At 71.5% G+C, this 25929-nt stretch carries 21 protein-coding genes; 3 read left to right on the top strand and 18 right to left on the bottom strand.

Annotated features, from left to right (window positions below; all coding sequences use genetic code 11):
• Window positions 1-19 precede the first annotated feature (19 nt).
• Window positions 20-853: an SDR family oxidoreductase gene (locus ACFC96_RS04770; RefSeq protein ID WP_376610229.1), complete on the top strand. Its 834-nt coding sequence runs from the start codon at window positions 20-22 to the stop codon at window positions 851-853.
• Between the two features lie 72 nt (window positions 854-925).
• Here the strand turns inward: ACFC96_RS04770 and ACFC96_RS04775 are convergent, their stop codons facing one another.
• From ACFC96_RS04775 to ACFC96_RS04810, 8 genes are all read right to left on the bottom strand, one after another.
• Window positions 926-2437 carry an SDR family NAD(P)-dependent oxidoreductase gene (locus ACFC96_RS04775; protein ID WP_376610231.1) on the bottom strand — a complete coding sequence of 504 codons (1512 nt, stop codon included), beginning with the start codon at window positions 2435-2437 and terminating at the stop codon, window positions 926-928.
• 291 nt (window positions 2438-2728) lie between these two features.
• Entirely contained in the window at window positions 2729-3688 is a 960-nt protein-coding gene (locus ACFC96_RS04780; RefSeq protein ID WP_340457307.1) for a hypothetical protein, read from the bottom strand.
• Window positions 3689-3734: 46 nt separating this feature from the next.
• On the bottom strand, window positions 3735-7394 hold the full coding sequence (locus ACFC96_RS04785; RefSeq protein ID WP_376610232.1) for a S8 family peptidase: 3660 nt from the start codon (window positions 7392-7394) through the stop codon (window positions 3735-3737).
• Window positions 7395-7734: 340 nt separating this feature from the next.
• Window positions 7735-9141, bottom strand: coding sequence for a wax ester/triacylglycerol synthase family O-acyltransferase (locus ACFC96_RS04790; RefSeq protein WP_340457310.1), 1407 nt, complete (start codon window positions 9139-9141; stop codon window positions 7735-7737).
• A gap of 158 nt (window positions 9142-9299) precedes the next feature.
• Window positions 9300-11645 carry a GH92 family glycosyl hydrolase gene (locus ACFC96_RS04795; protein WP_376610234.1) on the bottom strand — a complete coding sequence of 782 codons (2346 nt, stop codon included), beginning with the start codon at window positions 11643-11645 and terminating at the stop codon, window positions 9300-9302.
• 152 nt (window positions 11646-11797) lie between these two features.
• Window positions 11798-13018: a glucose-1-phosphate adenylyltransferase gene (glgC, locus tag ACFC96_RS04800; RefSeq protein ID WP_340457314.1), complete on the bottom strand. Its 1221-nt coding sequence runs from the start codon at window positions 13016-13018 to the stop codon at window positions 11798-11800.
• A gap of 69 nt (window positions 13019-13087) precedes the next feature.
• A complete protein-coding gene (gene glgA, locus ACFC96_RS04805; protein ID WP_376254594.1) occupies window positions 13088-14251 on the bottom strand; it encodes a glycogen synthase in 1164 nt (387 codons plus the stop codon).
• Window positions 14252-14298: 47 nt separating this feature from the next.
• Complete coding sequence (locus ACFC96_RS04810) at window positions 14299-15033, bottom strand: (2Fe-2S)-binding protein (protein ID WP_376610236.1); 735 nt, start codon at window positions 15031-15033, stop codon at window positions 14299-14301.
• A gap of 221 nt (window positions 15034-15254) precedes the next feature.
• On the opposite strand from ACFC96_RS04810, the gene ACFC96_RS04815 reads away from it, so the two are divergent.
• Window positions 15255-16286, top strand: a complete 1032-nt coding sequence (locus ACFC96_RS04815) for a DMT family transporter (protein ID WP_376610238.1) — start codon at window positions 15255-15257, stop codon at window positions 16284-16286.
• Here ACFC96_RS04815 and ACFC96_RS04820 read toward each other — a convergent pair.
• Both ACFC96_RS04820 and ACFC96_RS04825 read right to left on the bottom strand, forming a co-directional pair.
• The gene (locus tag ACFC96_RS04820; RefSeq protein WP_376610240.1) at window positions 16276-17496 is read right to left on the bottom strand and encodes a transglycosylase family protein; all 1221 of its coding nucleotides are present in this window, start codon (window positions 17494-17496) and stop codon (window positions 16276-16278) included. The genes ACFC96_RS04815 and ACFC96_RS04820 overlap by 11 nt on opposite strands.
• A gap of 131 nt (window positions 17497-17627) precedes the next feature.
• Window positions 17628-18599, bottom strand: coding sequence for an acetylxylan esterase (locus ACFC96_RS04825; RefSeq protein WP_376610241.1), 972 nt, complete (start codon window positions 18597-18599; stop codon window positions 17628-17630).
• 143 nt (window positions 18600-18742) lie between these two features.
• Between ACFC96_RS04825 and gndA the strand changes: the two genes are divergently transcribed.
• The gene (gene gndA / locus ACFC96_RS04830) at window positions 18743-20182 is read left to right on the top strand and encodes an NADP-dependent phosphogluconate dehydrogenase (RefSeq protein WP_340457320.1); all 1440 of its coding nucleotides are present in this window, start codon (window positions 18743-18745) and stop codon (window positions 20180-20182) included.
• A 616-nt stretch (window positions 20183-20798) separates the two neighbouring features.
• Here gndA and ACFC96_RS04835 read toward each other — a convergent pair.
• The 8 genes from ACFC96_RS04835 to ACFC96_RS04870 all read right to left on the bottom strand — a co-directional run bounded on the left by ACFC96_RS04835 (window position 20799) and on the right by ACFC96_RS04870 (window position 25905).
• Entirely contained in the window at window positions 20799-21257 is a 459-nt protein-coding gene (locus ACFC96_RS04835) for a nitroreductase family deazaflavin-dependent oxidoreductase (protein WP_340457321.1), read from the bottom strand.
• Between the two features lie 19 nt (window positions 21258-21276).
• Window positions 21277-21948 carry an aspartate/glutamate racemase family protein gene (locus ACFC96_RS04840; RefSeq protein WP_376610243.1) on the bottom strand — a complete coding sequence of 224 codons (672 nt, stop codon included), beginning with the start codon at window positions 21946-21948 and terminating at the stop codon, window positions 21277-21279.
• Window positions 21949-21952: 4 nt separating this feature from the next.
• Window positions 21953-22309, bottom strand: coding sequence for a GNAT family N-acetyltransferase (locus ACFC96_RS04845; RefSeq protein ID WP_376610245.1), 357 nt, complete (start codon window positions 22307-22309; stop codon window positions 21953-21955).
• A 30-nt stretch (window positions 22310-22339) separates the two neighbouring features.
• Window positions 22340-22768 (bottom strand): aspartate 1-decarboxylase, encoded by a 429-nt coding sequence (gene panD / locus ACFC96_RS04850; RefSeq protein ID WP_376254618.1) that lies wholly within the window; start codon window positions 22766-22768, stop codon window positions 22340-22342.
• Between the two features lie 199 nt (window positions 22769-22967).
• Window positions 22968-23408, bottom strand: a complete 441-nt coding sequence (locus ACFC96_RS04855; RefSeq protein ID WP_376610247.1) for a hypothetical protein — start codon at window positions 23406-23408, stop codon at window positions 22968-22970.
• A gap of 19 nt (window positions 23409-23427) precedes the next feature.
• On the bottom strand, window positions 23428-23925 hold the full coding sequence (locus ACFC96_RS04860) for a protease inhibitor I42 family protein (protein ID WP_376610248.1): 498 nt from the start codon (window positions 23923-23925) through the stop codon (window positions 23428-23430).
• A 13-nt stretch (window positions 23926-23938) separates the two neighbouring features.
• Window positions 23939-25522, bottom strand: coding sequence for a peptidoglycan-binding protein (locus ACFC96_RS04865; protein ID WP_340457503.1), 1584 nt, complete (start codon window positions 25520-25522; stop codon window positions 23939-23941).
• 11 nt (window positions 25523-25533) lie between these two features.
• Window positions 25534-25905: a hypothetical protein gene (locus tag ACFC96_RS04870; protein ID WP_376254629.1), complete on the bottom strand. Its 372-nt coding sequence runs from the start codon at window positions 25903-25905 to the stop codon at window positions 25534-25536.
• Between the last annotated feature and the right edge of the window lie 24 nt (window positions 25906-25929).

Raw genomic sequence — 25929 nt, forward strand, 5'->3', positions numbered from 1 at the left:
TCATGAGACGGTACGGCCCATGACTTCGGAGCTCTCGCTGGAAGGCAGGGTCGCCGTCGTGACCGGGGGGTCGCGGGGCATCGGCCGGGCCGTCGCCGTGGCGCTCGCGGGTGCCGGGGCGCGGGTGTGTGTGACGGCGCGCGATCCGGACGGGGTCCGCGAGACCGTCGCCGCGCTGACGAAGAGCGGCGCCGACGCCACGGGGCTGGCCGGGTCCGTCGCGGATCCCGCGCATCTGTGGGAGCTGACGGAGCGGGCGCTCGACGCGTACGGCCGGCTCGACATCCTGGTGAACAACGCCGCCACCAACGAACCGTACGGGCCGCTGATGGAGGCGGATCCGAAGGCCTGGCGCGAGGCGTTCACCGTCAACGTGGAAGCGCCGCTACGGCTGGTGCAGTGCGCCTGGCGGGCCTGGATGTCGGAGCACGGCGGAGCCGTGGTGAACATCTGCACCGAGGGCGCCGGGCACGTCGGCCCCCGCGTCGGCGCCTACGGCACCAGCAAGGCGGCGCTGCTGCATCTGACGCAGCAACTCGCGGGCGAACTGGCCCCGCTGGTGCGGGTCAACTCCGTCTCGCCCGGGCTCGTCCGCACGGAGATGGCGCGCTTCGTGTGGGAGCACGCCGAGGAGTCCGTGGCGACGGGGCTGCCGCTGGGCCGGATCGGGGAGCCTGAGGACGTGGCCCGGGCGGTGCGCTGGCTGGTGTCGGACGAGGCGGCCTGGGTGACGGGCGCCGACCTCCTGGTGGACGGCGGAACCAGGGTCAGAGCCGCGTCGCCGGGCCTGACCGATGCCGTCCACCAGCAGCTCCGTCAGCGGCTGCCGGGCATGCCCGAGGACCTTTCTTGATCTTCCCGTCGTCCGCCCGGAGGGCGGGCCCCATGGGTCGGTCGGGAAGGTGAAGACAGGCCCTGTGGGGCGTTACCACTTGCCGGGCGCGTAGTCCTTCAGGAAGACGCCGTACAGGTCCTCGCCGGCCTCGCCGCGGACGACCGGGTCGTAGACGCGGGCGGCGCCGTCGATCAGGTCGAGGGGGGCGTGGAAGCCCTCGTCGGCGAGGCGCAGCTTGTCGTAGTGCGGGCGCTCGTCGGTGATCCAGCCCGTGTCGACCGAGGTCATGAGGATGCCGTCGGACTGGAACATCTCCTGGGCGCTGGTCCGCGTCACCATGTTCATGGCGGCCTTCGCGGCGTTCGTGTTCGGGTGGCCCGCGCCCTTGTAGCCGCGGCCGAAGACGCCTTCCATCGCCGAGACGTTCACGACGTAGGCGCGTCCGCTCGACGCCTTCTTCGCGGCGTCGGCCATCGCCGGGCGCAGCGCGCTGATCAGGATGAACGGCGCCGTGTAGTTGCACAGCTGGGTCTCGAGGAGTTCCACCGGGGAGATCTGCTCGATGGTCTGCACCCAGGTGTTGCTCTCGACGACGTCCGGGACGAGGCCGCCCGCGTCGATGGCGCTGCCGTCGCGGTGCCGGGCGATGCTGGCGTTGCCCGCGACCAGGGCGAGGTCGGCGACCTTCTGGGCGTCGATGCCGGAGATACCGGCGGGCAGCGCGGTCAGACCGTCGACCGCGCCGGAGTTGAACGCGCCGATGACGTGGTGGGCGGGCAGCTCACCGGCCGGCAGCGGGGCGCTCTCGCCCTCGACGAGGGCCGCGTACGCGGAGGGCAGCCGGCGCACGGTCTGCGTCGCGTTGTTGATGAGGATGTCCAGCGGGCCCTGCTCGGCGACCTGCTCGGCCAGGGCCACGGCCTGGGCCGGGTCCCGCAGGTCGATGCCGACGACCTCGAGGCGGTCCATCCAGTCCGCCGAGTCGTCCATCGCCTTGAAGCGGCGGATGGCGTCCTTGGGGAACCGCGTCGTGATCGTCGTGTGCGCGCCGTCACGCAGCAGGCGCAGCGCGATGTACATGCCGATCTTGGCGCGGCCGCCGGTGAGCAGGGCGCGCTTGCCGGAGAGGTCGGCGCGGATGTCGCGCTTGGCGCGGTTCACGGTGGCGCACTCGGGACAGAGCTGGTGGTAGAAGTAGTCGACCTCGACGTAGCGGGCCTTGCAGGTGTAGCAGGAGCGGGGGCGCTGGAGTATCCCCGCGAGCTTGCCTTCCTGGACCTGCGAGGACGGCAGGAGGCCCTCGGTCTCGTCGTCGATGCGCTCGGCGGAGCCGGTCGCGGTCGCCTCGGTGACGGCCTTGTCGTGGGCGGTCTTCGCGGCGCGGCGCTCCTGGCGACGGCGCTGCTTCACGGTGCGGTAGACACCGGCCGTGGCCCGTCGGACCTGGATCGCGTCGGGGTGGTCGACATCCAGCTTGTCGAGTTCGTCGAGCACGCTCAGGCAGACGGCGAGCCGCTCGGGGTCGATCCCGGGGCCGAACGAATCCTGCGACACCACCGTGGCGTCGGTGGCGCCCATCGGGCTGTCCTCTGTCGTCGTCATCGCCGCTGCGTTCCTCGCGTCACTCGGACCGCGGCGTGCTGTGAGTGACCGCGGATACTCCCAAAAGGCGGAACCTTACAGCGTGCTGTCGACACTCCGCCAAGTGGGTAGTTTATCCCGCTCCGGGACCGGGCCGGGAACGCCGGTCCTGGGCCTCGGTCCGGTACGGCGGCTCACGCAGGGCGAACCGGGACAGGGCCACGACCAGGGCGCGACGCCCGTGTGGCGGAAGACACGTGACCGTTGAGCGGGGGCATCGCGCCCGCCGCCCTGGCAGCCACCCCTTGCCTCCTACAACCATCCCCTGTCCCGGGCGTACCACCCCAGCTGGATGCGTGAGTCGGTGCCCGCCAGGTCCATCAGGCGGCGGATGCGGCGCTGCACGGTGCGGCGGCCGAGGCCCGTGTGGTGGGCGGCGGAGGCGTCCGTGTGCCCGGCGAGCAGCAGGGCGAGCAGTCTGCGGTCCTCCTCGTCGGGGAGTTCGTCGGCCGTGGCGGGGCTCGGCGTGAGCCGGCCCGCGCCGTCTTCGCGCAGGCGCACCGCACGCTCCCACTGCAGCTCGAAGAGTGTGATCAGGGAGGTGAGCAGCCCGCCGGGGCGCACTAGCAGGACCCCGTCCCCGTCGCCCCCGCTCGCGTCGAGCTGGACGACGGCGAGGTCGTCGTCGGTGATGAGCAGCTTGCAGGGCAGCTCGGGTGTGAACCGGATCTCCTGGCCCCGGTCGAGGGAGGCCCGGATCTCCTGGGGCGCCCCGGCTTCGTTGAGGACGGCGCGCTCGATGACCAGACGTTCGCGGACGCCGCGCCGGCTGAGATCCGCCTCGTCGGCGTCGCTGGTGTCCTGGACACCGATGACGGCGAAGGGCGGCTTGGCGAAGAAGCGGACGTCGCCGCGGGCCCCGCGCAGCCGGTGCTGGATGAGGCGCCCGACGCGCTCGCGTCCCCGCACCACTTCGAGGGCCGGGCCGGCGGTCGCGGTGCGCCTGCGGAAGATCTCGGTGAGCTCCTCCACCCCGGCCCTGGCCCGGAGTACGGCGCGCTCCTGGGTCAGCACCAGTTCGGTGAGGGCGAGTTGGGGTGATACGGCCGTGAGCAGACCGTCGGCCTCGTCGGCGAGTCCGAGGGCGCGGAGCCGGACGGCGGCCGGGTCGGGGCCCGCGTCCGCGGGCCCTTCTTCGACGAGGCGCCGGTAGAGCTTCTCCTCGTCGGCGTCGAGGCCGAGCCCGCCGAGCGATCCTGGTGCGTCGGTCATGCACCGATCATCGCTCAGCGGGCCCGGTCCTGATCAAGGGCCGGAATCAGCCCTGCTCACCGCACCACATGTCGGGGCAGCCCGAGTTGTAGGCGTCGGTCAGGGTTTCGGTGAGTGCGGCCCCGGAAGTGTCCGTGGCTGTGGTGCGCAGCGACACCTTGGCCGTACCGGCGGCCGGGACCGTCACCTTCCAGCGCCCTTGGTCACCGCGCACCACGGCGGCCCGGTGCCAGGTGGCGCCGTCGGTGGCGTACCAGACCTTGAGCGAGGTGACGGGCCTGGCCCCCTTCGCGGCGCCGACCGTGTAGGTCAAGTCGTCCTTCGCTCCCACCGAGTCGGTACCGCTGAGCGGCAGGTCGTAGTCGAGGTCGACGAGCCGGGCGGGCGTGGCTCGTGCCGCATGGCCCGAGCGCAGACGCCACTCGCTGGTGACGCGGGTGCCGAGCTGCCAGGTGACAGGGTCGCCGCCGTCCCGCCGGGCGTCGACGGTGAGGCGGTACCAGCGGTCGCCGCGCGGCAGGTCGAACACGGCCTGGCCCGGGCGGTCGTTCCTGTCGACGACGGTGCCGTCGTCGGCGGCGAGGACCGTGGTTCCCTGGTCGGCCTGGGGCGCGTACTCGGACTGGTGCCCGGCCGCGTCGGAGAACACCGGGAGGGCGACCCGGAGTTTGTCGCCGTCACGCACGACGGAGCTGTCGCCGGGCGCCGGGTTGAAGGGCGCCGACATCCAGTCGTCGGCGTAGGTGCGGCCCGCTGCGTACACGGTGGGCGCGGTCAGCAGGGTGCCCAGCGGGAACACGGCGTCGCCGACGTCGTACTGGTAGTGGAAGGTCGCCGTGGTCCACGGCACGCCCGGCGTGACGTAGACGTCCTGCGTGGCGGGCACCCGGTAGCGCGCCATCTGCTGCACGAGCCGCAGGCCGTGCCAGGTCGTCCAGGCGTACAGGCCCTTGGGGTCGCCCGGGTAGCCGTGGGTGCGCTCGGTGGTGCGGATACGGGCGAGGTCCGCCCGGCGGTCGTACCAGTCGGCGCCCGCGGGGATCGCACCGTCGCTCTTGTGGAAGAGGAAGTACGCGGTCGGCGAGGTGTCGACGCCGTCGACGGTCAGCGTCAGCGGGCCCTGGGCGAGCCGGTCCTTCAGCAACGGCATCGACTCCGCGTTCACGGCTGCGATCGGCGTCGGTTTGTACACCGACAGGCCGTAGCCCTGGTACAGGATCAGGGCGACGCCCGCGTCGGTGAGCTTCTGGTAGATCGGGTTGTTGACCGAGGGCGAGGACTTCGTGGGCTGCCACAGCACGATCGCGCCCTTGAGGTCCTTGCCGGCGAGCTCCTCGTCCGTGCCGCCGCCGATGTCGGTCACCGTGCCGGTGACGCTTCCCGTCCAGCGGTAGATGCTGTACTGCGACAGCTGGAGCCCGAGGTCCCCGGGCTTTCCGCCGGGTTCGTGCGCGTCGATCTCACGCTGCTGCCAGGATGTGCCGCCGAACAGCATCAGTCCGTCGTAGGTCTCCCCTTCAGGGGTCGGCACCACCTGCACCGCGTACGGTCCCGCGGCGCTGGTGGCGACAAGGCCGGTGTCGGCGCCGCCGAGCGAGGAGACGAGGCCGGTCGCGCCGCTGGTGGTGGTGCGCACTCCCGCGTCGTCGACGCCCATGCGTACGGGCTTGGCGCCGTCGGTCGACAGCCGCACGGTGGCGCTCTCGCCGAGGGTGACGTGCCGGACGGAGTGAATCGCGGTCAGGCCGACGACGGTCCTGCCGACCTTGTCGTACTCCCAGGTGCTGACGAGAAGTCGGTAACTGCCGCGCGGGAGCGTCTCGTTGCGCGATCCGGTGCCACTGACGCCGGTGAGCAGGGAGTCGCCGGTCTTCTCGTTCTGGACGACGACGGTGGTCGAGGTGTCTTCGGCGCCCTCGCGCGGGGCGGGCCCGGTGAGGGTGAGGACTCCGGACTCGTCCGCGGCCGTCACGGACACGGGGACGCTCACCTGCCCCTTGCCGGGCCAGTCGGCGACGACGTGCCCGCCGAACGAGGCACCCGCGCCCACCTGCGCGAGGGCGAGGCGCACCGTGGTGGTGGCGGTGCCGCGGGCCGGGACGGTGACGCTCCCCTGACCGGGACTCACCAGGTCGCTGTCGGAGGTGACGTGGAGGCGGACCGCTTTGCCGGTCGTGTTCGTCCAGGTGATCTCGCGGGTCTCGTCACTGCCCGACGCGCGGGCCGCGAGCGTGGCGGGTGCGGCCGTCACCTCGGCGTCCAGGGACGCGGGTACGTCGACGAGCCCGCCGCCCGTCTCGTCGACGGTGGTGCCCCGCACGTCGGACGCCGCGCCGACCAGGGCCGACTTCAGCTGCTGTCCGGTCCAGGACGGGTGCTTCTGCTTGAGCAGCGCCGCCGCGCCCGCGACATGGGGCGTCGCCATCGACGTGCCGGACAGGGACGCGTACGAGGAGCTGACCGCGGCGTCGCCGAGGGTGCCGGCGGCGCGGGCCGCGACGATGGAGCTGCCCGGCGCGGCGATCTCCGGCTTGACCGCCCAGCGGCCCTCGCGGGGGCCGCGCGACGAGAAGGACGACAGGGCCCCGGACTTGGTGACGGAGCCCACGGTGAGGGCCTCGTCCGCGGCGCCGGGCGCGCCGATCGTGCGGTCGCCGGTGTTGCCCGCGGCGATGACGAAGAGGGTGCCGTGCTCGCGGGAGATGCGGTCGACGGCCGCGGACATCGCGTCGGTGCCGTCCGAAGCGCTGTTCGCGCCGAGGCTCATGGAGACGATGCCGGCGCCCTGGTCGGCCGCCCACTCCATGCCGGCGATGATCCAGGAGTCGTAGCCGCGGCCGCTGTTGTCGAGGACCTTGCCCTCGACGAGGTCGGCGCCGGGGGCGACGCCCGCGTACCGGCCGCTCGATGCCGCGCCCGTCCCTGCGACGATCGACGAGACGTGGGTGCCGTGGCCATGGTGGTCCTGAACGCCCTCACCGTCCTCGGTGAAGTCCTGTTCGGCGACCACCCGGCCCTTGAGGTCGGGGTGTCCCTTGTCGTAGCCGGTGTCCAGGACCGCGACTTTGACGCCCTTGCCGGTGGCGCCGCGCCGGTGGGCCTCGTCGGCACCGATCTGCGGCACGGACTCGTCGAGGTCGGCCTTCACCCGTCCGTCGAGCCACACCTTGCCGATGCCGGCGGACCGGGCGGCGGTCGAGGTGGTGGCGAGCTGCTCCCAGACGGCGCCCGCGTTCTTCTTCGGTACGGAGAGCACGGCGGCCCGCGCGGTGTCGAACCGGTCGGCCACGCGCGCGTGCTCGGGCGCCCGGGGCCCGCCCGCGACGGACGGCGCGTCGCCGACGACAAGGCGCAGTGCGCTCGTGTCGCCGTCGCCGTACCCCGACGCCACGAGCTCGGTCACGTCGAAGAGCCGCTGGTCGACGTGTCCGCGCTCGATCTGCTCGGCGGCGTCGATCGGGACGGCGTACTCGTGGCCGTCGACGTGGTGGCGCGTGAAGCCCATGCCCTCGCGCCCCTCGCCGGGCACGATCCGCTCGATCTGGAGCGAGTTGCCGCTGCCGCTGTAGGTGACGACGTCGCCGGTGAGGAGAGTGACGGTGCGGCCGCCGGTCGGGGTCGCCCGGGCGCCCGGGTCGGCGAAGACGGGCGCGTCCCCGGCGGCGGTCGCGGGTATCGCCGCGCCGACGAGCAGGGCGGCGAGCACCGAGGCGCCCGCCGCCGACCATCTGCCGCGCCGTGCGGACCGCTTCGCGCCGCGTGGCGAACCGGCCGTGGAGCCGGCTCCGTCTGCCGATCCGGGCCTGTCTGCGGAACCGGGTCTTTGTGCCGATACGGGCCTGTCTGTGGAACCGGGTCTTTGCGTCGAGCTGGGTATCGGGGGCCGCGCAGAGGGCACTTGCCACGAAGAGGGCACTGTCCAACTCCCTTGTCCACCTGGTCGGATGGACGGAAGGATGGCAGCGCGTGGGCCCGTGCGGGGCGCCCGGAGCGGGCGGAAAGGCGCCGTGGCGCCAAGCCGCCACGCGCCGGGCGCCCCGCCCGTGTCAGACGGGCCGCTCCTCCACCTCGCAGGCCCGCACGAGGGCCGCGAGTTCCTCTCGGATGCCGGTCGCGAGTACCTCCAGGTCGGGGACCGCGGCCGCGTCGGCGACCAGGCCGTAGTGCACACGCCCCCGGTACGTGGACACGGCCACGGCGAGGGACTGGCCCTGGGCCAGCGGAGCGAGCGGGTAGACCTCGGTGAGCGGGCAGCCGCCGAGCCGCAGGCCGAGACTCGGCAGCGGCACGCTGGTGACCAGGATGTCGAACAGGAGCCGGGCCGCGTGGGCGACGACGGGCCCGCCGATCAGATGACCGAGCGGCGGCACATGGTCGGCGAGCAGGGCCACGGCACCGGCGCCGCGCTGGGGGCCCGCGTCCTTGTTGTGGTCCATGGCCGTGCGGACGGAGCGCAGCCGGGCAAGCGGGTCGCCCTCGTCGACCGGCAGCTTCACCAGGTAGCCGGAGAGCCGGTTGCCCTGGGGATGGGCCGTACGGGGACGGCGCCGCGAGACGGGGATCAAGGCTCGCGGGCGCACTCCGTCGCTGCCGTTGCCGCGCTCGTCGAGCCAGCGCCGCAGGGCCCCGGCCACGACGGCGATGAGGACGTCGTTGACGGTGCCTCCGACCGTCTTGCGGACCCGGTGCACATCGTCGAGTTCCAGGACGACGCCCTCCGTGCGGCGGGTGCCCGTGGCGTTCGAGGAGAAGGCGGCCGAGGTGTGCACGTCCCACGTGGCGCGGACGACGGAGGTGCCGATGTCGAGGGCGGTGACGGCGCTGGAGGCGCTGTCCCGCAGGAGGCCGGGCAGCTTGCGCGGGTCGAGGTCGCCGAGCCGGACGTCACGCATGCCGGGAAACGGCAGCCGGAGCCCGCGGGGCGGCTCGGCGGCGGGCGTCGTCCGGGAGACAGGCAGGTCCATCGGGTCCATCACCCCGGCGGCGAGCGTCAGCGCCCGCAGTCCGTCGGCCAGCGCGTGGTGGAACTTGAACAGGACGGCGAACGAGGTGCCGTCCGCGCCGGGCAGGACATGTGCCTCCCACGGGGGCCTCGCCCGGTCGAGGGGCCGCTCCATCAGGGCACCGGCCGCCGCGTGGAAGTCCGCGGTGGGCTCGTTGAGCCGTACGTGGTCGAGCGGGTCGAAGTCGGGTACGGGCACACGCGCCGCGCCGCCCACGGGGATCCGTACCCCTTGGATGCGCATCCGCAGTCCGGGGACGGCGGGGGCCCGGGCGGCGAGAAGCTCCAGCGCGTGCTGGGCGTCGCCCGGCGACCCCGCGGCGAACACCCCCAACGCGCCCAGGTGCATCGGGTGTTCGGCGGTCTCGATGTTCCAGAACGCCAGGTCCAGTGGGGCGAGGAGGTCCGGGCTCGGCGCGGGCCGGGAGTGCTGGGACTGCTGAGAGTTCACTGGGGCCGCTCTCGCATCGACGACGGGGAAAAGCAGTCAACCGCTCTCCGGTGATTACGGTCAAGTACGATCAAGCTACACACAGTAAACAACAGATTAAGACCCGCCCCTTCAATGAAGGGGCGGGTCTCGTGGTGCGGGTGGGGCGTGTGGTGCCGCTACTTCAGCGCCGGCGGCGCCGCGTCCGCCGAAGTGCCCCAGGTGGAGGGCTTGTCGCCGACCGTGAAGGACAGCTCCCGCAGCCCTCGGATGTCGTCCGTCGTCAGATACGTCTTGCCCAAAGCGGTTCCGTCGGTGTGCGCCGACTGGATGTACCGCGCCGAGTCCGACGTCCCCGGAGCCTTCACCGTGAGGCGGCCCTTCGGGTAGTAGCGCCGGTCGAGCGTCACGTCCACCCGTTCGAAGACCGGGGTCGACAGGCCCCAGGTGTCCGTGCCGGGCTGGACCGGGAAGATTCCGATCGACGACAGGACGTTCCAGGCGGACATGGTCCCGAGGTCGTCGTTTCCGGTCATGCCGGTGGGGGCGTCGGTGAAGAGCGTGAGCGCCGCGTGCACGACGTCGGTCGTCTTCCAGGGCTGACCGGTCGAGAGGTACGTGTAGGGCGCGATCAGGTCGGGCTCGTTCTGCGGGTTGTACTTGTCCGCGTTGTAGTAGGCGTACGGACCGTTGACCCACACCTCACGGGCGGTCTTCGCGGGGTCCTGCACCAGCTGGTCGTACGCGAAGAACGAGTCGAGCCGGTCGTTGGCCGCCTTGGTGCCGCCGATCAGGCCGACCATGCCGGGCAGGTCCTGCGGGACGAGCCACTGGTACTGCCAGGACGTGCCCTCGTGGAAGCCCTCGCTCTGGGCGGGGTCGGCCGGGCCGGTGAAGGCGCCCGCCGCGTCCCGCGCCCGGAAGAAGCCGGTCGAACTGTCGAAGATCTTCCGGTAGTTCTGCGCCCGCTGCGTGTACCGTGCCGCGTCGTCCTTGTGGCCCAGGTCCTTCGCCATCTGACCGAGCATCGCGTCGGACAGCGCGTACTCCAGGGTCGCGGAGGCGCCGTGGTCGTAGTCGGAGTCGCCCGGCTTCACATGCGCGCGGTCCTTGATGTACGGCGCGAAGCCGTCCGCGATGTACTCCTTGTTGGCCTCACGGCCGACCGGCGCGGAGTCGGCGGGCGGGACCCCGTCGGCGTTCTTCTTCAGCGCGCGGTACGCCTGCTCCTCGTAGCCCTTGAGCAGACGCTGCTGGTAGGCGTTGGTCAAGAACGGGGTGACCGGGTCACCGGTCATGATGTTCGTCTCGACCGTGCCGTAGCCCCACTTGGGCAGCCAGCCGCTCTCCTCGTCGATCTTGATGACGGAGATCGCCATGTCGCGGGACTCACTCGGCGCGAGCAGCGAAAGCAGCTGGGCCTGCGTGCGGTAGGTGTCCCACAGGGACCAGTTCTGGTAGTACGTGTAGCCCTTGGCCCGGTGGATCTTCTGGTCCCAGCCGGTGTAGCGGCCGTCGACGTCGCTGCCGATGTTCGGCGCGAGGAACGAGCGGTACAGGGACGAGTAGAAGGTGCGGCGGAGCGTGTCGCTGCCGCCCTGGGCCGCGACGTCGTCGAGCCGGTCCTCCCACGCGGCCTGCGCGGCGTGCTCGACGCGGTCGTAGGAACGGCCGCCCTCGGAACGGAGGTTGAGCGCCGCGCCCTTCGCGTCGACATACGATATCGCCGTGGTCGCCTCGACGCTGCGGTCCTTGGAGGTGTCGAAGCGCACGAACGCGCCGCTGCGCTCACCGCCGGCCGTCGACTCCTTCGAGCCCTCGGTGACCGCGTCGCCCTTCCACGTGCCCGAGGTCGTGAACGGCCGGTCGAAACGGGTGATCGTGTAGACCGTGTACGGCTTGGTGTCCTGGCAGAAGCCACTGCCCGTGATGGCCGTGCGGACGGTGCGGTTGTCGAGGATCTCGACCTTGGTGTTCAGGGTCTTGTGCAGCGACTGGCCGGCGTTGATGAGGACATTGGCCTTGTCGGTGGCGGGGAACGTGTAGCGCTGCACGCCCGTCCGCTTCGTCGCGGTCAGCTCGGCCTCGATGCCCGTCTTCAGGGCGACCTTGTACGAGCCCGGGCTCGCCTTCTCGTCGTCGTGGCTGAACTCGGCCGCGTACTTCGCGTAGTCGGTCGACGTGATGTCGCCGGTCGTGGGCAGCACCGGCAGGTCGCCGCCGAGGCCGCAGCCGACGCCGGACAGGTGCACGGTGGAGAAGCCGCGGATGTGGTTCTGGGAGTAGTCGTAGCCCGTGTTGTGCCCCGTGTCGGGCGAGAACTGCACCATGCCGAAGGGCACGGCCGCGCCCGGGTAGGTATTGCCCTCGTTCTCGGTGCCGATGAACGGGTTGACCAGATCGGTGAGCCGGCCCTCGTCGGAGGCCGCGGCCGCCTGGGCCGAGGGCACGGCGAGCGCACCACCCAGGAGCGCGGCCGCCGCCACCGCCGTCCCCGCTCCGCGCAGCCGTTGGGTCCATCTCATGGCGAGACCGCCTCCTCGAGTCATAGACAACGTTGTCAAATCGCAGCGCGGTCATTCTTCTGTCGCTTGCGTGTACTCGTCAAGGGACATGACAGCGGGAGCCTGCGGCCGAGGCACGGCACAGGCACCCGCCGACGCGATGTCAGGGACGTTCAGGCCAGGACCTGTCGGCCCTTGCCCAGCGCGATCACCCCGCCCTTCGACACGGTGTACAGCTCGGCGTCCCGCTCCGGATTGACGCCGATGGTCGCACCGGGCGGGACGTCCACGTTCTTGTCGAGTACGGCTCCACGCACCACGGCACCCCGGCCGATCCGGACGTTGTCGTGCAGGACCGAACCCTGGACGACGGCGCCCTCCTCGACGGTCACGCCCGGCGACAGGACGGAACGCGTCACCTGGCCGCGGATCACGCAGCCCGGGCTGACGATCGACTGGCCCGCGATGCCGCCCGCACAGAACTTCGCGGGCGGCAGCTGCCCGGGGTGCGTGTAGATGGGCCAGCGCCGGTTGTCGAGGTTGAAGGCGGGCTTGTCCGAGAGCAGGTCGAGGTGAGCCTCGTAGTACGCGTCGAGGGTGCCGACGTCCCGCCAGTAGCCGTGCTCGTGGGGCGTCTCACCGGGGACGTGGTTGCCGTCGAAGTCGTAGAGCTGGGCGACGCCGCGCTCGGTGAGCATCGGCAGGATCGAACCACCCATGTCATGCACCGAGTCGGGCGTCTCGGAATCCTGCTGCAACGCGTCGATGAGTGTCTTCGTGGTGAAGACGTAGTTGCCCATGGAGGCGAACACCTGATGCGGCGAGCCGGGGATGCCCGGCGGGTCGGCAGGCTTCTCCAGGAACCGGTCCACGCGCGTGCCGTCACCGGCCGGCGTGATGATCCCGAACGACGAGGCGTCCACACGGGGTACACGGATGCCCGCCACCGTGACACCCGCGCCGCTCTCGATGTGCTGCTGGAGCATCTGCCGCGGATCCATGCGATAGACGTGATCGGCGCCGAACACCGCTATGTAGTCGGGCTGTTCGTCCTGAACCAGATTCAGGGACTGGAGAATGGCGTCCGCGCTGCCGAGGTACCAGCGCGGGCCGAGGCGCTGCTGGGCCGGGACGGGCGTGACGTAGTTGCCGAGCAGGCTCGACATGCGCCAGGTCGTCGTGACGTGCCGGTCGAGCGAGTGCGACTTGTACTGGGTCAGGACGCAGATGCGCAGGATGTCGGCGTTGACGAGGTTGGACAGGACGAAGTCGACGAGGCGGTACGTGCCGCCGAAGGTGACCGCCGGTTTCGCCCGGTCGGCGGTGAGTGGCAGCAGGCGCTTGCCCTCCCCGCCCGCCAGTACGATCCCGAGCACCGAAGGTCCACCGCGCATCCCAGCCCCCAGCTTCGCCTTGAGGATCCAATTGGCCTTGTTGACGGACTACTTCACCTTCTGGACGGACTACTTCGCCTTGAGGATCTCGTCGTACACATCGACCGTGCGCCGGGCCACGGTGTCCCAGCCGAACTCGCGCTCCGAGCGCTCACGTCCGGCGGCGCCCATGCGCGACGCCTCCGCGGGGTCGGCCACCAGCCGGTTCAGGGCCTGCGCGAGCCCGCTCTCGAACGCCCGCGGATCCCGCTCCTCGTAGGGCACGAGAAGGCCGGTCGTCCCGTCGGCGACGACCTCGGGGATGCCGCCGACGGCGGAGGCAACGACCGCGGTGCCGCACGCCATCGCCTCCAGGTTCACGATGCCGAGGGGTTCGTACACCGATGGGCACACGAACGCCCTCGCGTGAGTGAGGAGTTGGACCACCTCGGTGCGGGGCAGCATCTGCGGGATCCAGTGGACACCGTTCCTCAGGGTGCGCAACTCGTCCACGAGGGTGCGGAATTCACGCCCGATGGCAGGAGTGTCGGGGGCCCCTGCGCACAGGACCAGCTGCGCCGACGGGTCCAACTCCTTGGCCGCCCTCAGCAGATGGGGAACGCCCTTCTGCCGGGTGATGCGTCCGACGAAGACGATGTACGGGCGCTCCTGGTCGACACCGATGCGGGCGAGGACGTCCGTGGCGGGGTCGGGACGGTAGAGGGCGGAGTCGATGCCGTTGTGGACGACGCGGACCCTCGCCGGGTCGATCGCCGGATAGCAGGCCAGGATGTCGTCGCGCATGGCTCCTGAGACGGCGATGACCGCGTCGGCCGCCTCCACGGCGGTGCGCTCGGCCCAGCTCGACAGGGCGTATCCGCCCCCGAGTTGCTCGGCCTTCCAGGGGCGCAGCGGTTCGAGCGAGTGCGCGGTCACGATGTGCGGGACGCCGTGGAGCAGCTTGCCCAGATGGCCCGCCAGATTGGCGTACCAGGTGTGGGAGTGGACGAGTTCGCGGCCTTCGAGCGCGGCGGCGATGGACAGGTCCACGGAGAAGGTGCGCAGGGCGTCGTTCGCCCCGTCGAGCGCCTGCCAGGCGCGGTGCCTGCGCAGCCCCTCGGCTCCGCCCTCGCCCCAGGTGTGCACATCGAGGTCGACGAGGGAGCGTAACTCCCTTGCGAGGAACTCGACATGGACGCCCGCGCCGCCGTAGACGTCCGGCGGGTACTCCCGGGTCAGCAGCCCCACTCTCATGCAGCACCCCCGTCGTCCGTAGCGTGCCCGGCCGCGCACCTTCATGGTCACTCAGAAGCGGCCGGTGGGGAAGAGTGCTGCGGCGGCCGCTCGAAGCAGCAGTCGCCGCAGAGGCCGCCGCCCGGGGTGCGGTAGATGAGGCAGCAGCTCGTGCGGCGGAAGGCGGTGCCGGTGCGGGTGCCGGTCGCGGCGAGGCGGGGGTCCTCGAAGAGTTCCGTGGTCAGGAGGCGGGCGCGGGCGGCGACGTCGGGGCGCCCCGCGCGGCGCGCCCAGCGGCTGATCTCGCGGGACGCGCCGGTGAGCGCGGATCCGGCGTTGCCGCGCAGCAGCGGGGCCGCTACGCGGTAGCGGGCGCGCAGTGCGGCCGACAGCGGTGCCAGGTGGCGGTCGAGTACGAGCTCCGCGATGTGTGTGCTGTCGGCGGGGAGCTGTCCGGTACCGGCGAGGAACAGGTCGTCGGGCGCACTGGCGTCGGGGTTCCAGTGCAGCAGCGCGGGGTCGAGGTCCGGGACGCGCTCGAAGAGGGCGGCGCTGCCGAGTGACAGCGACCACAGGCGCGCCGCGAGTCCGAGTTGGGTGACGGACACGGCGACGCGTGGTTCGGGCACGGAGAGTGCCCGCGCGACCTTCTCGACGCGGTACGCGAGAGGGTCGCGGACCGGTGCGCCGCTCTGATAGGCGCGCGCCAGCGTCGGTAGATCACTCTCCTCGTCCTTCTTGTCGCGCAGAGCGAAGAAACCGCCGAGGGAACCGAGTTCGCGCAGGTCGATGTGGGCTGTCACGGCCTCAGTACAGCAAGTAGGCGTCCGCAGGTCACGGGCGGGGTGCACCTCGTGTCCCCCACCGGGTGGAGACCTCGGGGCGGGTCGTACTCCATCGGCAGTAGGACCCAATGCGTGCTCAGGTACGACGACGTGGGCGCCGGAAAGAGAGATCGTAGAGGTATGGAAACCGACCGTTCGCCGCGCCACGGGATGCGCTGCCGCACTGTGAGGAGCGGCCGATGAGCGCACTCACGCTGGCCGTGCTCCTCTCCCTCGTCTCCGCGGTCGCGTACGCGGGCGGCGCGATCCTCCAGGAGCGGGTCGCGGTCTCCACGCCCCAGCACGCGTACGCGCCGCTGCGCCGCCCGGCGTGGTGGTGCGCGGTGGCGCTCAACGGTCTGGGCGCGCTCCTGCATGTGGCGGCCTTGGCGTACGGTCCGCTGAGCTTGGTCCAGCCCTTGGGCGCGCTGACGATCGTGTTCGCGCTGCCGATGGCGGCGCTCTTCGTGCATCGCAAGGCCGGGGCGACTGCCTGGCGTGGTGCGATCATGGCCGCGGTGGGTCTGGCCGGTCTGCTCTCTCTCACGGGGTCGGCGTCCGAGCAGTCCCTCGAAGGCGCGGAGCGGCTGATGGTCGCTCTCGTGACGGCCGGTACGGTCCTCGCTCTGATGATGCTCGCCCATGCCGTGCACCGGCACCCCGTCGTGCGCAGCATCCTGCTCGCGGGCGGGGCCGGTGTCGCGTTCGGCATCGCATCCGTGTTCACGAAGTCCGTGGCGGTGGAGTGGGCGGAGGACGGGACGTTCGCCCAGTTCTCGAGCTTCCTGGTGATAGCGGCGCTCGCCACGTCCGGGATGCTTTTGTCCCAGGCGTCGTACCGCGGTGCGGGGCTCGCGGCTCCGCTCGCCACGGTGACCGTCGTGAACCCGGTGGTCGCGGCGGCGGTCGGTCTCACCCTGTTCGGCGAGTCGTTCCGGTACGGCACGACGGGGACCGTCCTCGCGCTCGCGTGCGGTGTCGTCGCCGCGGGCGGCCTGATCCTGCTGACGACGGAGCGGATCAGCGGGTCGCGCAAGGTGGCCGGCGAGTCGGTCGTCGCTGCGCTGCCCTCTCAGCCCGCGCCCACGTCACCGCGCGTCCTCACCGACGGCGAGCCGCTGGTCCGGCGCGTCGAGGCGCCCGCGCTGGAGGCCGGTCCCCGAGGCCGGAAGGGCAAGGCCGGCCCCTATGACGAGTGGTACAGCCCTCGCGACGAACGCATCAAATCCTGACGCCGTGCGCCCGCAGATACGCCAGCGGGTCGATGTCGGAACCGAAGCCGGGCCCCGTCCGCACCTCGAAGTGCAGATGCGGGCCCGTGCTGTTGCCGGTGGAGCCGGAGCGGGCGATGCGCTGGCCGGCCACGACCCGCTGTCCCGCCTTCACGCTGAGCGCCGAGAGATGGCCGTACTGGCTGTACTTGCCGTCCGCGTGCCGGATCACGACCTCGTACCCGTAAGGGCCGCCCCAGCCCGCGGAGACGACGTGGCCCGCGGCGATGGCCTTGACGGTGGTTCCGGTGGACACGGCGAAGTCGACGCCCGTGTGGTAGCCCTTCGACCAGGAGGAACCGGCGGCGTGGTAGGGGGTGCCGATGCTGGCCGAGACGGGGGCGGTGACGTCGTGGGACGTGACCGGCTTCTCGGTCCGTGGCCGGGTGGCGGTGGCCGTACCGGTCTTCTCGGCGGGGGCGGTGTCCCGTTTCTGGTCGCTCCTGCTGCCGGTCTTCTCGTGTTTCTGGGTGGGCTTCTCGGCGTGCCGTTCGCGCTTCTGCGGGGCGGTCGGACCGCCGGGCTTCGCCGACGGGTGCAGGACGAGCCGCTGTCCCGGGAGGATGAGGTCGGGGTCCGAGCCGATGGTGCGGCGGTTGTCCTCGTACAACGTCCGCCAGCCGCCCGGTACTTCGCGGGCGTCGGCGATGCCGGAAAGGGTGTCGCCGCCGATCACCGTGTACATCTGGGCCGTGCCCGCCGTCGACTGGGGTGTGACCTCGGGCTTGACGTCTTTCACGGTCCGCTGGGGCTTTTGGCGGACGGTTTCGGTGTGCGGTCCGGGGGTGTCGCCGTCGCGGGTGAGGCCGGCGCGGGCCGAGCAGTCCGGCCAGGCGCCGGGACCCTGCCCGTCGAGGACTTTCTCGGCGACGGCGATCTGCTGGTTCCTGGTGGCGCGGTCGGCGCGAGCCGCGTAGGCGGTGCCGCCGTACGCCTCCCAGGTGGACTGCGTGAACTGGAGCCCGCCGAAGTAGCCGTTGCCGGAGTTGATGCTCCAGTTGCCGCTCGACTCGCAGGCCGCGACCTTGTTCCAGGTGTCCGCGTCGGCGGCGTGCGCCGGGCCCGCGCCGATGAGTGGGATCGCCATCCCCGCGCTGCCCGCCGTGACGGTGAGCGACGCCCGGTTGATCCGGTTCGGCTGATACCGGCGATGCCGACCGCGTACGGCCATGGAAGCCCCCTCAGACACACGTCAGAAGCGGCAAGCTAGCCGCTCCGGCACACTCGTGACAAGACCCGCACAGGGTCGACACGGGCCGCCAAGAGGGGCCAAGGGGGCGTTTTCCAGGCGCAGTTCGCGGATCAGCCGCGCAACCGCGCGGGCAGCCAGTCGAGTTGGGCGGCCTGCTGGAAGGGACCGCCGCCCTCGTGGTCGTTGAAGGAGTACACCTCGATCTTCTTGTCCTGGCCGGCGTAGGAGTTGAACGCTGCGAAGACCGTGGAGGGCGGGCAGGTCTGGTCCTCCAGCGCCACGGAGAAGAGGGCGGGCGCGGTGCCGCGCGCCGCGAAGTGCACGCCGTCGAAATAGGACAGCGTGCGGAAGACCTGCTCGTCGGCGCCTATGTGCGCCTTCAGGTACAGGGCTATCTCGCGGTACGGGTGGCGTTCGGTGAGGGTGGCCGCGCGGGGGAACTGGCACAGGAACGGCACGTCGGGTGCGATGGCGACGAGGTCGGGCACGAGGCCGCCGACCGCGATCGTGATGCCGCCGCCCTGGCTGCCGCCGAGGGCGGCCACGCGCGACGCGTCGACCAGGGGGTGCGAACGGGCCGCCTCGACGGCGCGCACGGCGTCGGTGAAGACGCGCCGGTAGAAGTACTCGTGCGGGTCCTCGATGCCGCGCGTCATGAAGCCGGAGTGCGCGGGTCCGCTGCCGACGGGGTCGGGGGTGTCGCCCACCCGGCCGCCGGAGCCCTGGCCGCGGGTGTCCATGATGAAGTGCGCGAAGCCGGCCGCGGCCCACATCAGGTTCGTGTGGGGCAGGCCGCGCCCGCCTCCGTACCCGATGTACTCGACGACCGCGGGCAGCGGCCCGGCCGTCCCCGCCGGCAGGACGAGCCAGCCCTTGACCGGATGCCCGCCGAACCCGGCGTACGTAACATCGAAGACGTCCACCGCGGACAGCGGCACGTCGACCGGGACGAAGCGCGCGTCGAGGTCGTACTCACGCGCCTCGGCCAGGGTCTTCTCCCAGAACGCGTCGAAGTCCTCGGGCTGCGGCAACGTCGGCCGGTAGGACCGCAGTTCGTCGAGCGGCAGGTCGAAATGAGGCACGGGCAGCTCCTTCTCCGTAGAGACATCCGTCGGCTTCCGCAGCGCGTCCTGCGGGCTCGACAGGGCGTCGCAGCGTCACGGTACGCCTCACCGCGCTACAAATGAACAAGAACGATCACCTCCCTACGTCAGGAGCGACAGGCATGAGCAAGTCAGCCCAGATCGGTGTCACGGGGCTCGCTGTCATGGGGCGCAATCTCGCCCGGAACTTCGCCAGGAACGGCTACACGGTCGCCCTGCACAACCGCACCGCGTCCCGCACGCACGACCTCGTGGCGGAGTTCGGCGGCGAGGGCGAGTTCGTCCCCACCGAGACCGCGGAGGAGTTCGTGGCGGCGCTGGAACGGCCGCGCCGCCTGGTGATCATGGTCAAGGCCGGTGACCCCACGGACGCGGTGATTGAGGAGTTCGCGCCGCTCCTGGAGCCCGGCGACATGATCGTCGACGGCGGTAACGCGCACTTCGCGGACACCCGGCGCCGCGAGCGCGAACTGCGTGAGCGCGGCATCCACTTCGTCGGTACGGGCGTCTCCGGCGGCGAGGAGGGCGCGCTGAACGGGCCGAGCATCATGCCGGGCGGCAGCAAGGAGTCGTACGCGGCGCTCGGCCCCATGCTGGAGAAGATCTCCGCGAAGGCCAAGGACGGCGCCCCGTGCGTGACGCACGTGGGCCCGGACGGCGCCGGCCACTTCGTGAAGATGGTCCACAACGGCATCGAGTACGCCGACATGCAGCTCATCGGCGAGGCCTACCAGCTCCTGCGCGACGTGGCGGGCTACTCCCCCGCGCAGATCGCCGACATCTTCCGGAAGTGGAACACGGGCCGGCTCGACTCGTATCTGATCGAGATCACGGCCGAGGTCCTGTCGCACGTGGACGCCGCGACGGGCAAGCCCTTCGTGGACGTCGTCGTCGACGAGGCGGAGCAGAAGGGCACGGGACGCTGGACGGTGCAGATCGCCCTCGACCTGGGCGTCCCGGTGTCGGGCATCGCCGAGGCCGTCTTCGCGCGCTCGCTCTCCGGCCACGCGGACCTGCGCGCCGCCTCGAAGGACCTGGCGGGCCCGACGCCGACGGCACTGAGCGAGCCGGAGGCGGCGGCGTTCGCCGACCGGGTCGAGCAGGCCCTGTACGCGTCGAAGATCGTGTCGTACACGCAGGGCTTCCACGAGATCGCGGCGGGCAGCGAGGCGTACGGCTGGGACATCGACCTGGGTGCCGTCGCCTCGATCTGGCGCGGCGGCTGCATCATCCGGGCCGCGTTCCTGGACCGGATCACCGCCGCGTACGACGCCCGGCCCGACCTGCCGAGCCTCCTGGCGGACAAGACGTTCGCGCAGGAGATCGGCGCGGCGCAGGACGACTGGCGTGCCGTCCTGGTCGCCGCGACGGTCGAGGGCGTCCCCGCACCCGGCTTCGCCGCCGCACTCGCGTACTACGACGCGCTGCGCGCCGACCGCCTCCCGGCCGCGCTCACGCAGGGCCAGCGGGACTTCTTCGGCGCCCACACCTACCGCCGCACGGACCGCGAGGGCGCGTTCCACACGCTGTGGGGCGGCGACCGGTCCGAGGTGTCGGCATAAGGCCTTGCCGCTGCCGAACATGTGCCCTACGCCTCCGCCCTTCAGGGTGGAGGCGTAGGGCATCCGGCCCGTTGCGGCCCGGAGGGGCCGGGGCGCAGTGGCACGGCCAGGATCGCCTTGTCCGACAACGGAGTTGTCGGACCTGCCTCCGGACGGGCGGAAGTCAGCTCTGCGGAGGCCTTGCAGGACCGGCCCTCACCGGTCGGCAGAGGCCCGTGAAACAGGAACCCAAGGTGGTACGGCGTAGCAGTACGGACCGGAATTCCCTGCCCTCGGGCAGGGGGACGTCAAATGGGTGAAGGCTCCGGCTCGGGCGGCGCCGGATCCGGGTCGGGGTTCGGCGGGCCCGGGGACGGCGGAGGCGGCGAGGGCCGCGGCGTGGGACCCGGGCCGGGCGACGGAGGCGTCGGGACCGGGGCCGGGAACGGCCCGGGATCGGGGACGTCGGGCCCCGGCGTCGGCGGGGTGACGGGATCGGGGAAGGGATGCGTCATCGATTCCTCCTGGGGGGTCGGAGGCCGACCGCGCTCCAGAGGGGACGCGGCCGGTCCCTGCCACTGTCTCCCGGCACGCGTGCCCACGCCCGCCGGGTCCACACACCGCCCCGGCCGGCTCCTCAGCCCTTGGTACGAGTGAGGCGTACGACGGGAATGTCCCGGTCGGTCTTCTTCTGGTAGTCCGCGTACGGGGCGAAGATCTCCACGAGGTGGGGCCACACCCTGGCCTTTTCCTCCGGGGAGAGGGTCTCGGCGCGCGCGGTGAACCGCTCCGTCTCGACGCGCAGCCGCACGTCCGGGTTGGCCTCCAGATTCAGGTACCACTCGGGGTGCTGGTCGGCGCCGCCCTTCGAGGCGACGATCAGGTAGTCGTCGCCGTCACGGTCGTAGATCAGGACCGTGCGGCGCCACTGCCCGGTGCGACGCCCCTGGTAGTCGAGCAACAGGCAGGGCGCGCTCATCGGGCCCGGGATCGTGGTGCCCTCCGTGCCGCCGGACTCCTCGTAGAGGCGCGCCTGCTCGGCGACCCAGCCCGTGGGGCTGATCACGACGTCGGTGCCGGTCTCGTCCTGGGCCATCTGGCTCTCCTCGTTCCGCTCAAGCCGGTGTCTCTCGGTACGGACTCGGCTCAGCGTAGGCCGTGTTGTCCGCCGCCGCGCGCAAGCCGGGGCGGGGACTGGCGAGGACGGGGACCGTCGCGGTGGTCCGGTCGGCGGCGGGCGCCATGGAGGCCTGGGCGAGCACGACGACGTCGACCTCGGTGAGGGCGTCCACGGCGGCGGCCACGAGGTCCCGGTAACCGTCCCTGTCACCGGCCTCGAAACGCTCCCAGGCCCCTGCCACCAGCACCGTGCGTACGTCGACGGGGCGGCCGGCGCGGGCGGCCTCCTCCTCGACGAGAGCGACGGTCGGCGCGATGGTGCTCTCCAGCGCGGCGACCACGGCGACGGTCCGTCCCGCCTCGACCGCGGCGGCGGCCATCGGCCGGTCCACGCGCAGGACGGGGACGCCGACGACGGCGGACTGGGCCTCGGCGACGCCACCGATGGTCGAGCAGGTGCAGAGCACGGCGTCCGCCCCGTCGGCCACGGCGGTTTCGAGCAGGGCGCGCACGTCGTCCTCGACGGCGTCGGGCCCGGCGTCCCTGGCCCGTTCCAGCAGACTCTCGTCCACGAGGTGGACCAGGGCGAGGCCGGGGTGGTCGCTGTCGCGCAGGGCGTCGAAGACCGGGACGTGGACCGGTGAGGTGTGCAGAAGAGCGAGGCTCATGCGGTCACCACTTCGACGGGTCGTCGGCGAGCGCGCGCCGCGCGGCGTCCATCAGCTCGGGCGAGGCGACGGGGGCCTCTCCGGGGTGACGCGCGGCCCACTCCACCACGAACGGGCACAGGGGCGCGACGGCGACGCTCTCGCGGGCGGCGATGGCGTACAGCTCACGGGCCATCGATCCCGCGATGCCCCGGCCCTCGTACTCGTGCTCCACGACGGTGTGCACCGGCACGAGGGCCCTCTCGGGTGTGTCGAGGACGAAGTACTCGATGTACCCGAAGACGGCGCCTTCGGGCTCTCCCGCCGCACCGGCCACGAGGAGACCCTTGTCCCGTTCGTCGCGGATCTCGATGTCGCTCATGGGGGTCTCCTCGCGTCTGCTGCGGGACGGTCAGCCGCTGGCCGCCGGCACCGCTTGGGGGCTGCGCTCCGTGTCCCCGCCGGGAACCGGCTCGGACGGGTCGGCGCCCAGGGCCACGATCCGGTTCTCCCGGTCCACGTGCACGACCTGGGGCCGCAGCGCACGCGCCTCGGCGTCGTCGACCTGAGCGTAACTGATGATGATCACGAGGTCCCCGGGATGCACGAGATGGGCCGCGGCCCCGTTGATCCCGATGACACCGCTCCCCCGCTCACCCTCGATGACGTACGTCTCCAGGCGGGCGCCGTTGTCGATGTCGACGATGTGAACGAGCTCGCCGGGCAGCAGGTCTGCGGCGTCGAGAAGGTCACGGTCGATGGTGACGGACCCGACGTAGTGCAGGTCGGCCTGGGTGACGGTGGCGCGGTGGATCTTGGACTTGAACATGGTGCGCAGCATTCAGCACTCCCGAAATTCGCTCCCTGCCCGCTTTTTGCAGGTCAAGGGCCTGCTGCACTCTACACCGGCACGCGTCGGACTCGAAGGGGCTCGTCCCGCGCCGAGTTCGGGGGCGGGACGGGTCTTCTCCGTCCAACTCACGGCAGGCAGCCGCCCGGTGGCCCCTCGCCCGCCGCCGCACGCGGATCGGGCGCTCAGATCACGTGTTCCGGCCCCGCGCCCGGGTCAGCTGCTTCAGTTCGATGATGGTCGCGACGGCGCGCAGCCAATCGGCCGCGGTGTCGTCGGCGGCGATGCCGCCCGCGAGTTCGGTGCCGGCCCGCAGCCAGTCCTGCGCGAGGACGGCCGCCTCCCGGCGGGGCAGGGGCTCGGGCAGCTCCGCGGCGCGGGCGAGTCCGCCGGCGCGCACGGTGTCGGCGAGGAAGGCGACGGAACGCGGCTCGGTGCCGAGGCGGTCGAGGACGACCGCTGCGGCCGCGGCGCCGTCGCCGAACAGGGCGGTGCGCCGGGTGCCGGGCGGGGCCGTGAGGCCGTAACGCAGCAGGACGGTGATGTCGAGCTGGGCCAGCTCGTCGTCCGTGCGGTCAGGGGGGTACGGGGCGTCGTCGTTCATGGCGGGGCCTCGGGTGTCTCGTCTCATCTGACCGGTCCGCTGCGGCTCAGTCGACGGTGACGGTGTAGGTGATGCGCTCGGGAGCTTTGGAGGGGGTGGCCGTCCCCGTGGTCGGGCCGGCGGAGGGTCCCGTTGTTTCGGGGGGCCGGGTGGAGGTGTTGCCCTGGCAGGTGGTGAAGGTGCAGTGCAGCAGCGTGAACCGGGTGGACCCTTTGCCCTTGGCCTCGAAGGTGAAGGTGAGTCTGCCGCCGGCGCCGGCCGCCGGTTCGTCGCCGGAGTCCGACGCGTAGTCCCGGCCGCGGCTGACCAGCACCGAGCTGTCGGGCTCGGGGTCGACCAGATACCAGTACTCGCGGGTGGAGGCGTTCTGGTCGACGGTGAGCGTGAAGCGCTCGCCCGGCTCGGCCGTGATGCTGGTGTCCTTCACCGAGTGGCGCGTGGCGCCCGACGGGTGGCTCGCGGTGCTCGTGGAACCGCCGGCCGGTTCGCCGGTGCCCGAGCCGCAGCCCGTGGCGAGAGCGAGGAGCGCGGTCGCCGCGATCACGGCACCGCCCCCGCTACCGCGGAAGATAGACGCTGTACGCATTGGGGAGATCACTGGTGGAAGCCTTGCCCATGTGGCCGTTGATGAAGTCGTCCTCGCTGACCCAGGTGGTCTGACCCCAGGGGTTGTACACCTGAAGCTTGTCACCCTCCTGGGCAATGATGGTCATCGCGTGGGCGCCCTCCTTGCCCGAGACGTCGACCGGCACCGGACGCCCCTCCGCCACCGACTTCTCGACTTCGGTGAGGACCGCCCTGCGGTCGTCGGCACTGTTCAGGTCCTGGCGCTGGTAGTCGGTGCCGGTGGCGCTGCCGACGGCGGTGTCGTTGATCCGTTCCTGCCCCTCGGGCCCCATGCCGCCCCAGTTCTTGCCGCCGTCGCCCTCGGTGTGCAGCCTGTGCTGTTCGGCCACCAGGCGCTGCTTGAAGGCATCGGGGTCGTCCTGCTGTCCGTCGGGGCCGCCGGTGAGGTCGAGCGCGTAGAGGGGGTCGACCATGGCCCGGGAGGTGACGGTGGACGAGGCCACGCACGTGCCCTCGGAGCCGTCGCCGCCCTGGATCCACCGCTGGCCGTCGAAGGTGACGTAGTCCTTGTTGTTGTTGGAGCCGTCCGGTGCCAGGCCCTCGTCGTTCATGCTGTCGGCTTCGGTGACCACGGGAGTCAGGTGCCGGCGCAGCCAGTCGGGGTCCTTGCCGTGGATCTTGCCCTGGAACGTCTCTATCTCGGCGACGCTGTGGCCGGCGGCCAGCGCCTTCATCAGGTAGGCCCGCTCCTGCGGGCTGTCCGACTTCGCCAGCATCCGCTCCATGGCGGTCTCGTCGTCGAGGTTCAGCTGGTCCATGCGGGTCGACGCGCGCGCCAGGTCCCCGGCCGTGAGGATCTCGTTCAGCTCGGTGTCGGCGCCCGCGACGCCGGTGTCGGCGAGCATCAGCTTGTCGACTGCGGTGAGTTCGCTGGTCTCCATCTTCCCGGCCCGTGCCTCGGCGGCCCACTTGTTCAGGTCCCGGGCCGCGACACGGGTGGCCTCCTGGGCGTCGGAGACGGCGGCGTGCATCAGGTCGACCGCGTACGAGCCGAAGTGGGCGGCGTTCTTGCGGTCCCACTCCTCCTCGTCGTTCTCGTGCAGGTCGTCGAAGAAACCGTCCTTGCCGCCGAGCATCTTCTTCTGCTCCAGCAGCTGACCGCGCCCCTGCTCGTCCTTGCGCTGCGCGGCACCGATCGCGTCGGCCAGCGTCAGCAGCACCGACGCGCACCCCTGGAACGCCTCGCTCATCTGGGTCACGGACCGCCCGGCGGCGTTCACCACGTCGGAGGCGAGGACGCTCGTGTCGCCGACCCACACCTCCGGAAGACCCTTGCGGGCCACCCGGTCGACCTGATCGAAGACACTGCCGACCTGGTCGAGCTGGCCGCGGTAGAGACTTGCCAGACCCTCCAACACGCCCTGGTCGCCGCCCGGTTCAGGCACCGAGAGGGCATCGTCGAGCAGGTCGAGCAGCTCGTTCTTGCTTCCGGCGCCGAGGATCTTCTTGGACAGCCCGGCGAGCCACGCGAGGCGGAAAGAAGGAGAGTTGAGGGGAGAAGTGAAGAAAGACACCGGCCCGTCCCTCAGTAACCCGACAGGGCCGAGGCGCGCCCGCCCTGCGTCGCGGTGTCGGTGAGGCTGCTCGCGCCGGCGACGGGGACACTGTCCGCGCGCGTCTTCACCAGGCCGTCGGTGCCGTGGTACGTCTTCTTGGCCAACTGCACCTTGCTGCCAAGTTCGTGCAACGCCGACGCGAGTGTCTTGGCCTCCGCCTCCCAGGCCTTGACGAACGCGTTCAGCGCCGACGCGGCGTCGTCGCCGCCGACATCGTCGTACGAGTAACTCGTGCGGGACTTGACCGCCGAGCTGACGCCGTCCATGTCCGTCCCGGCGTCGTCGAGTTGCTGGGCCTGGCCGGTCATACCCGCCTTGACCTGGTAGCCGTCCGAGCCCACCGCGCCTCCCCCGTATGCGTGCGA

This window comes from Streptomyces sp. NPDC055955 (assembly GCF_042270245.1).
In the GTDB taxonomy this organism is placed as follows: Bacteria; Actinomycetota; Actinomycetes; order Streptomycetales; family Streptomycetaceae; genus Streptomyces.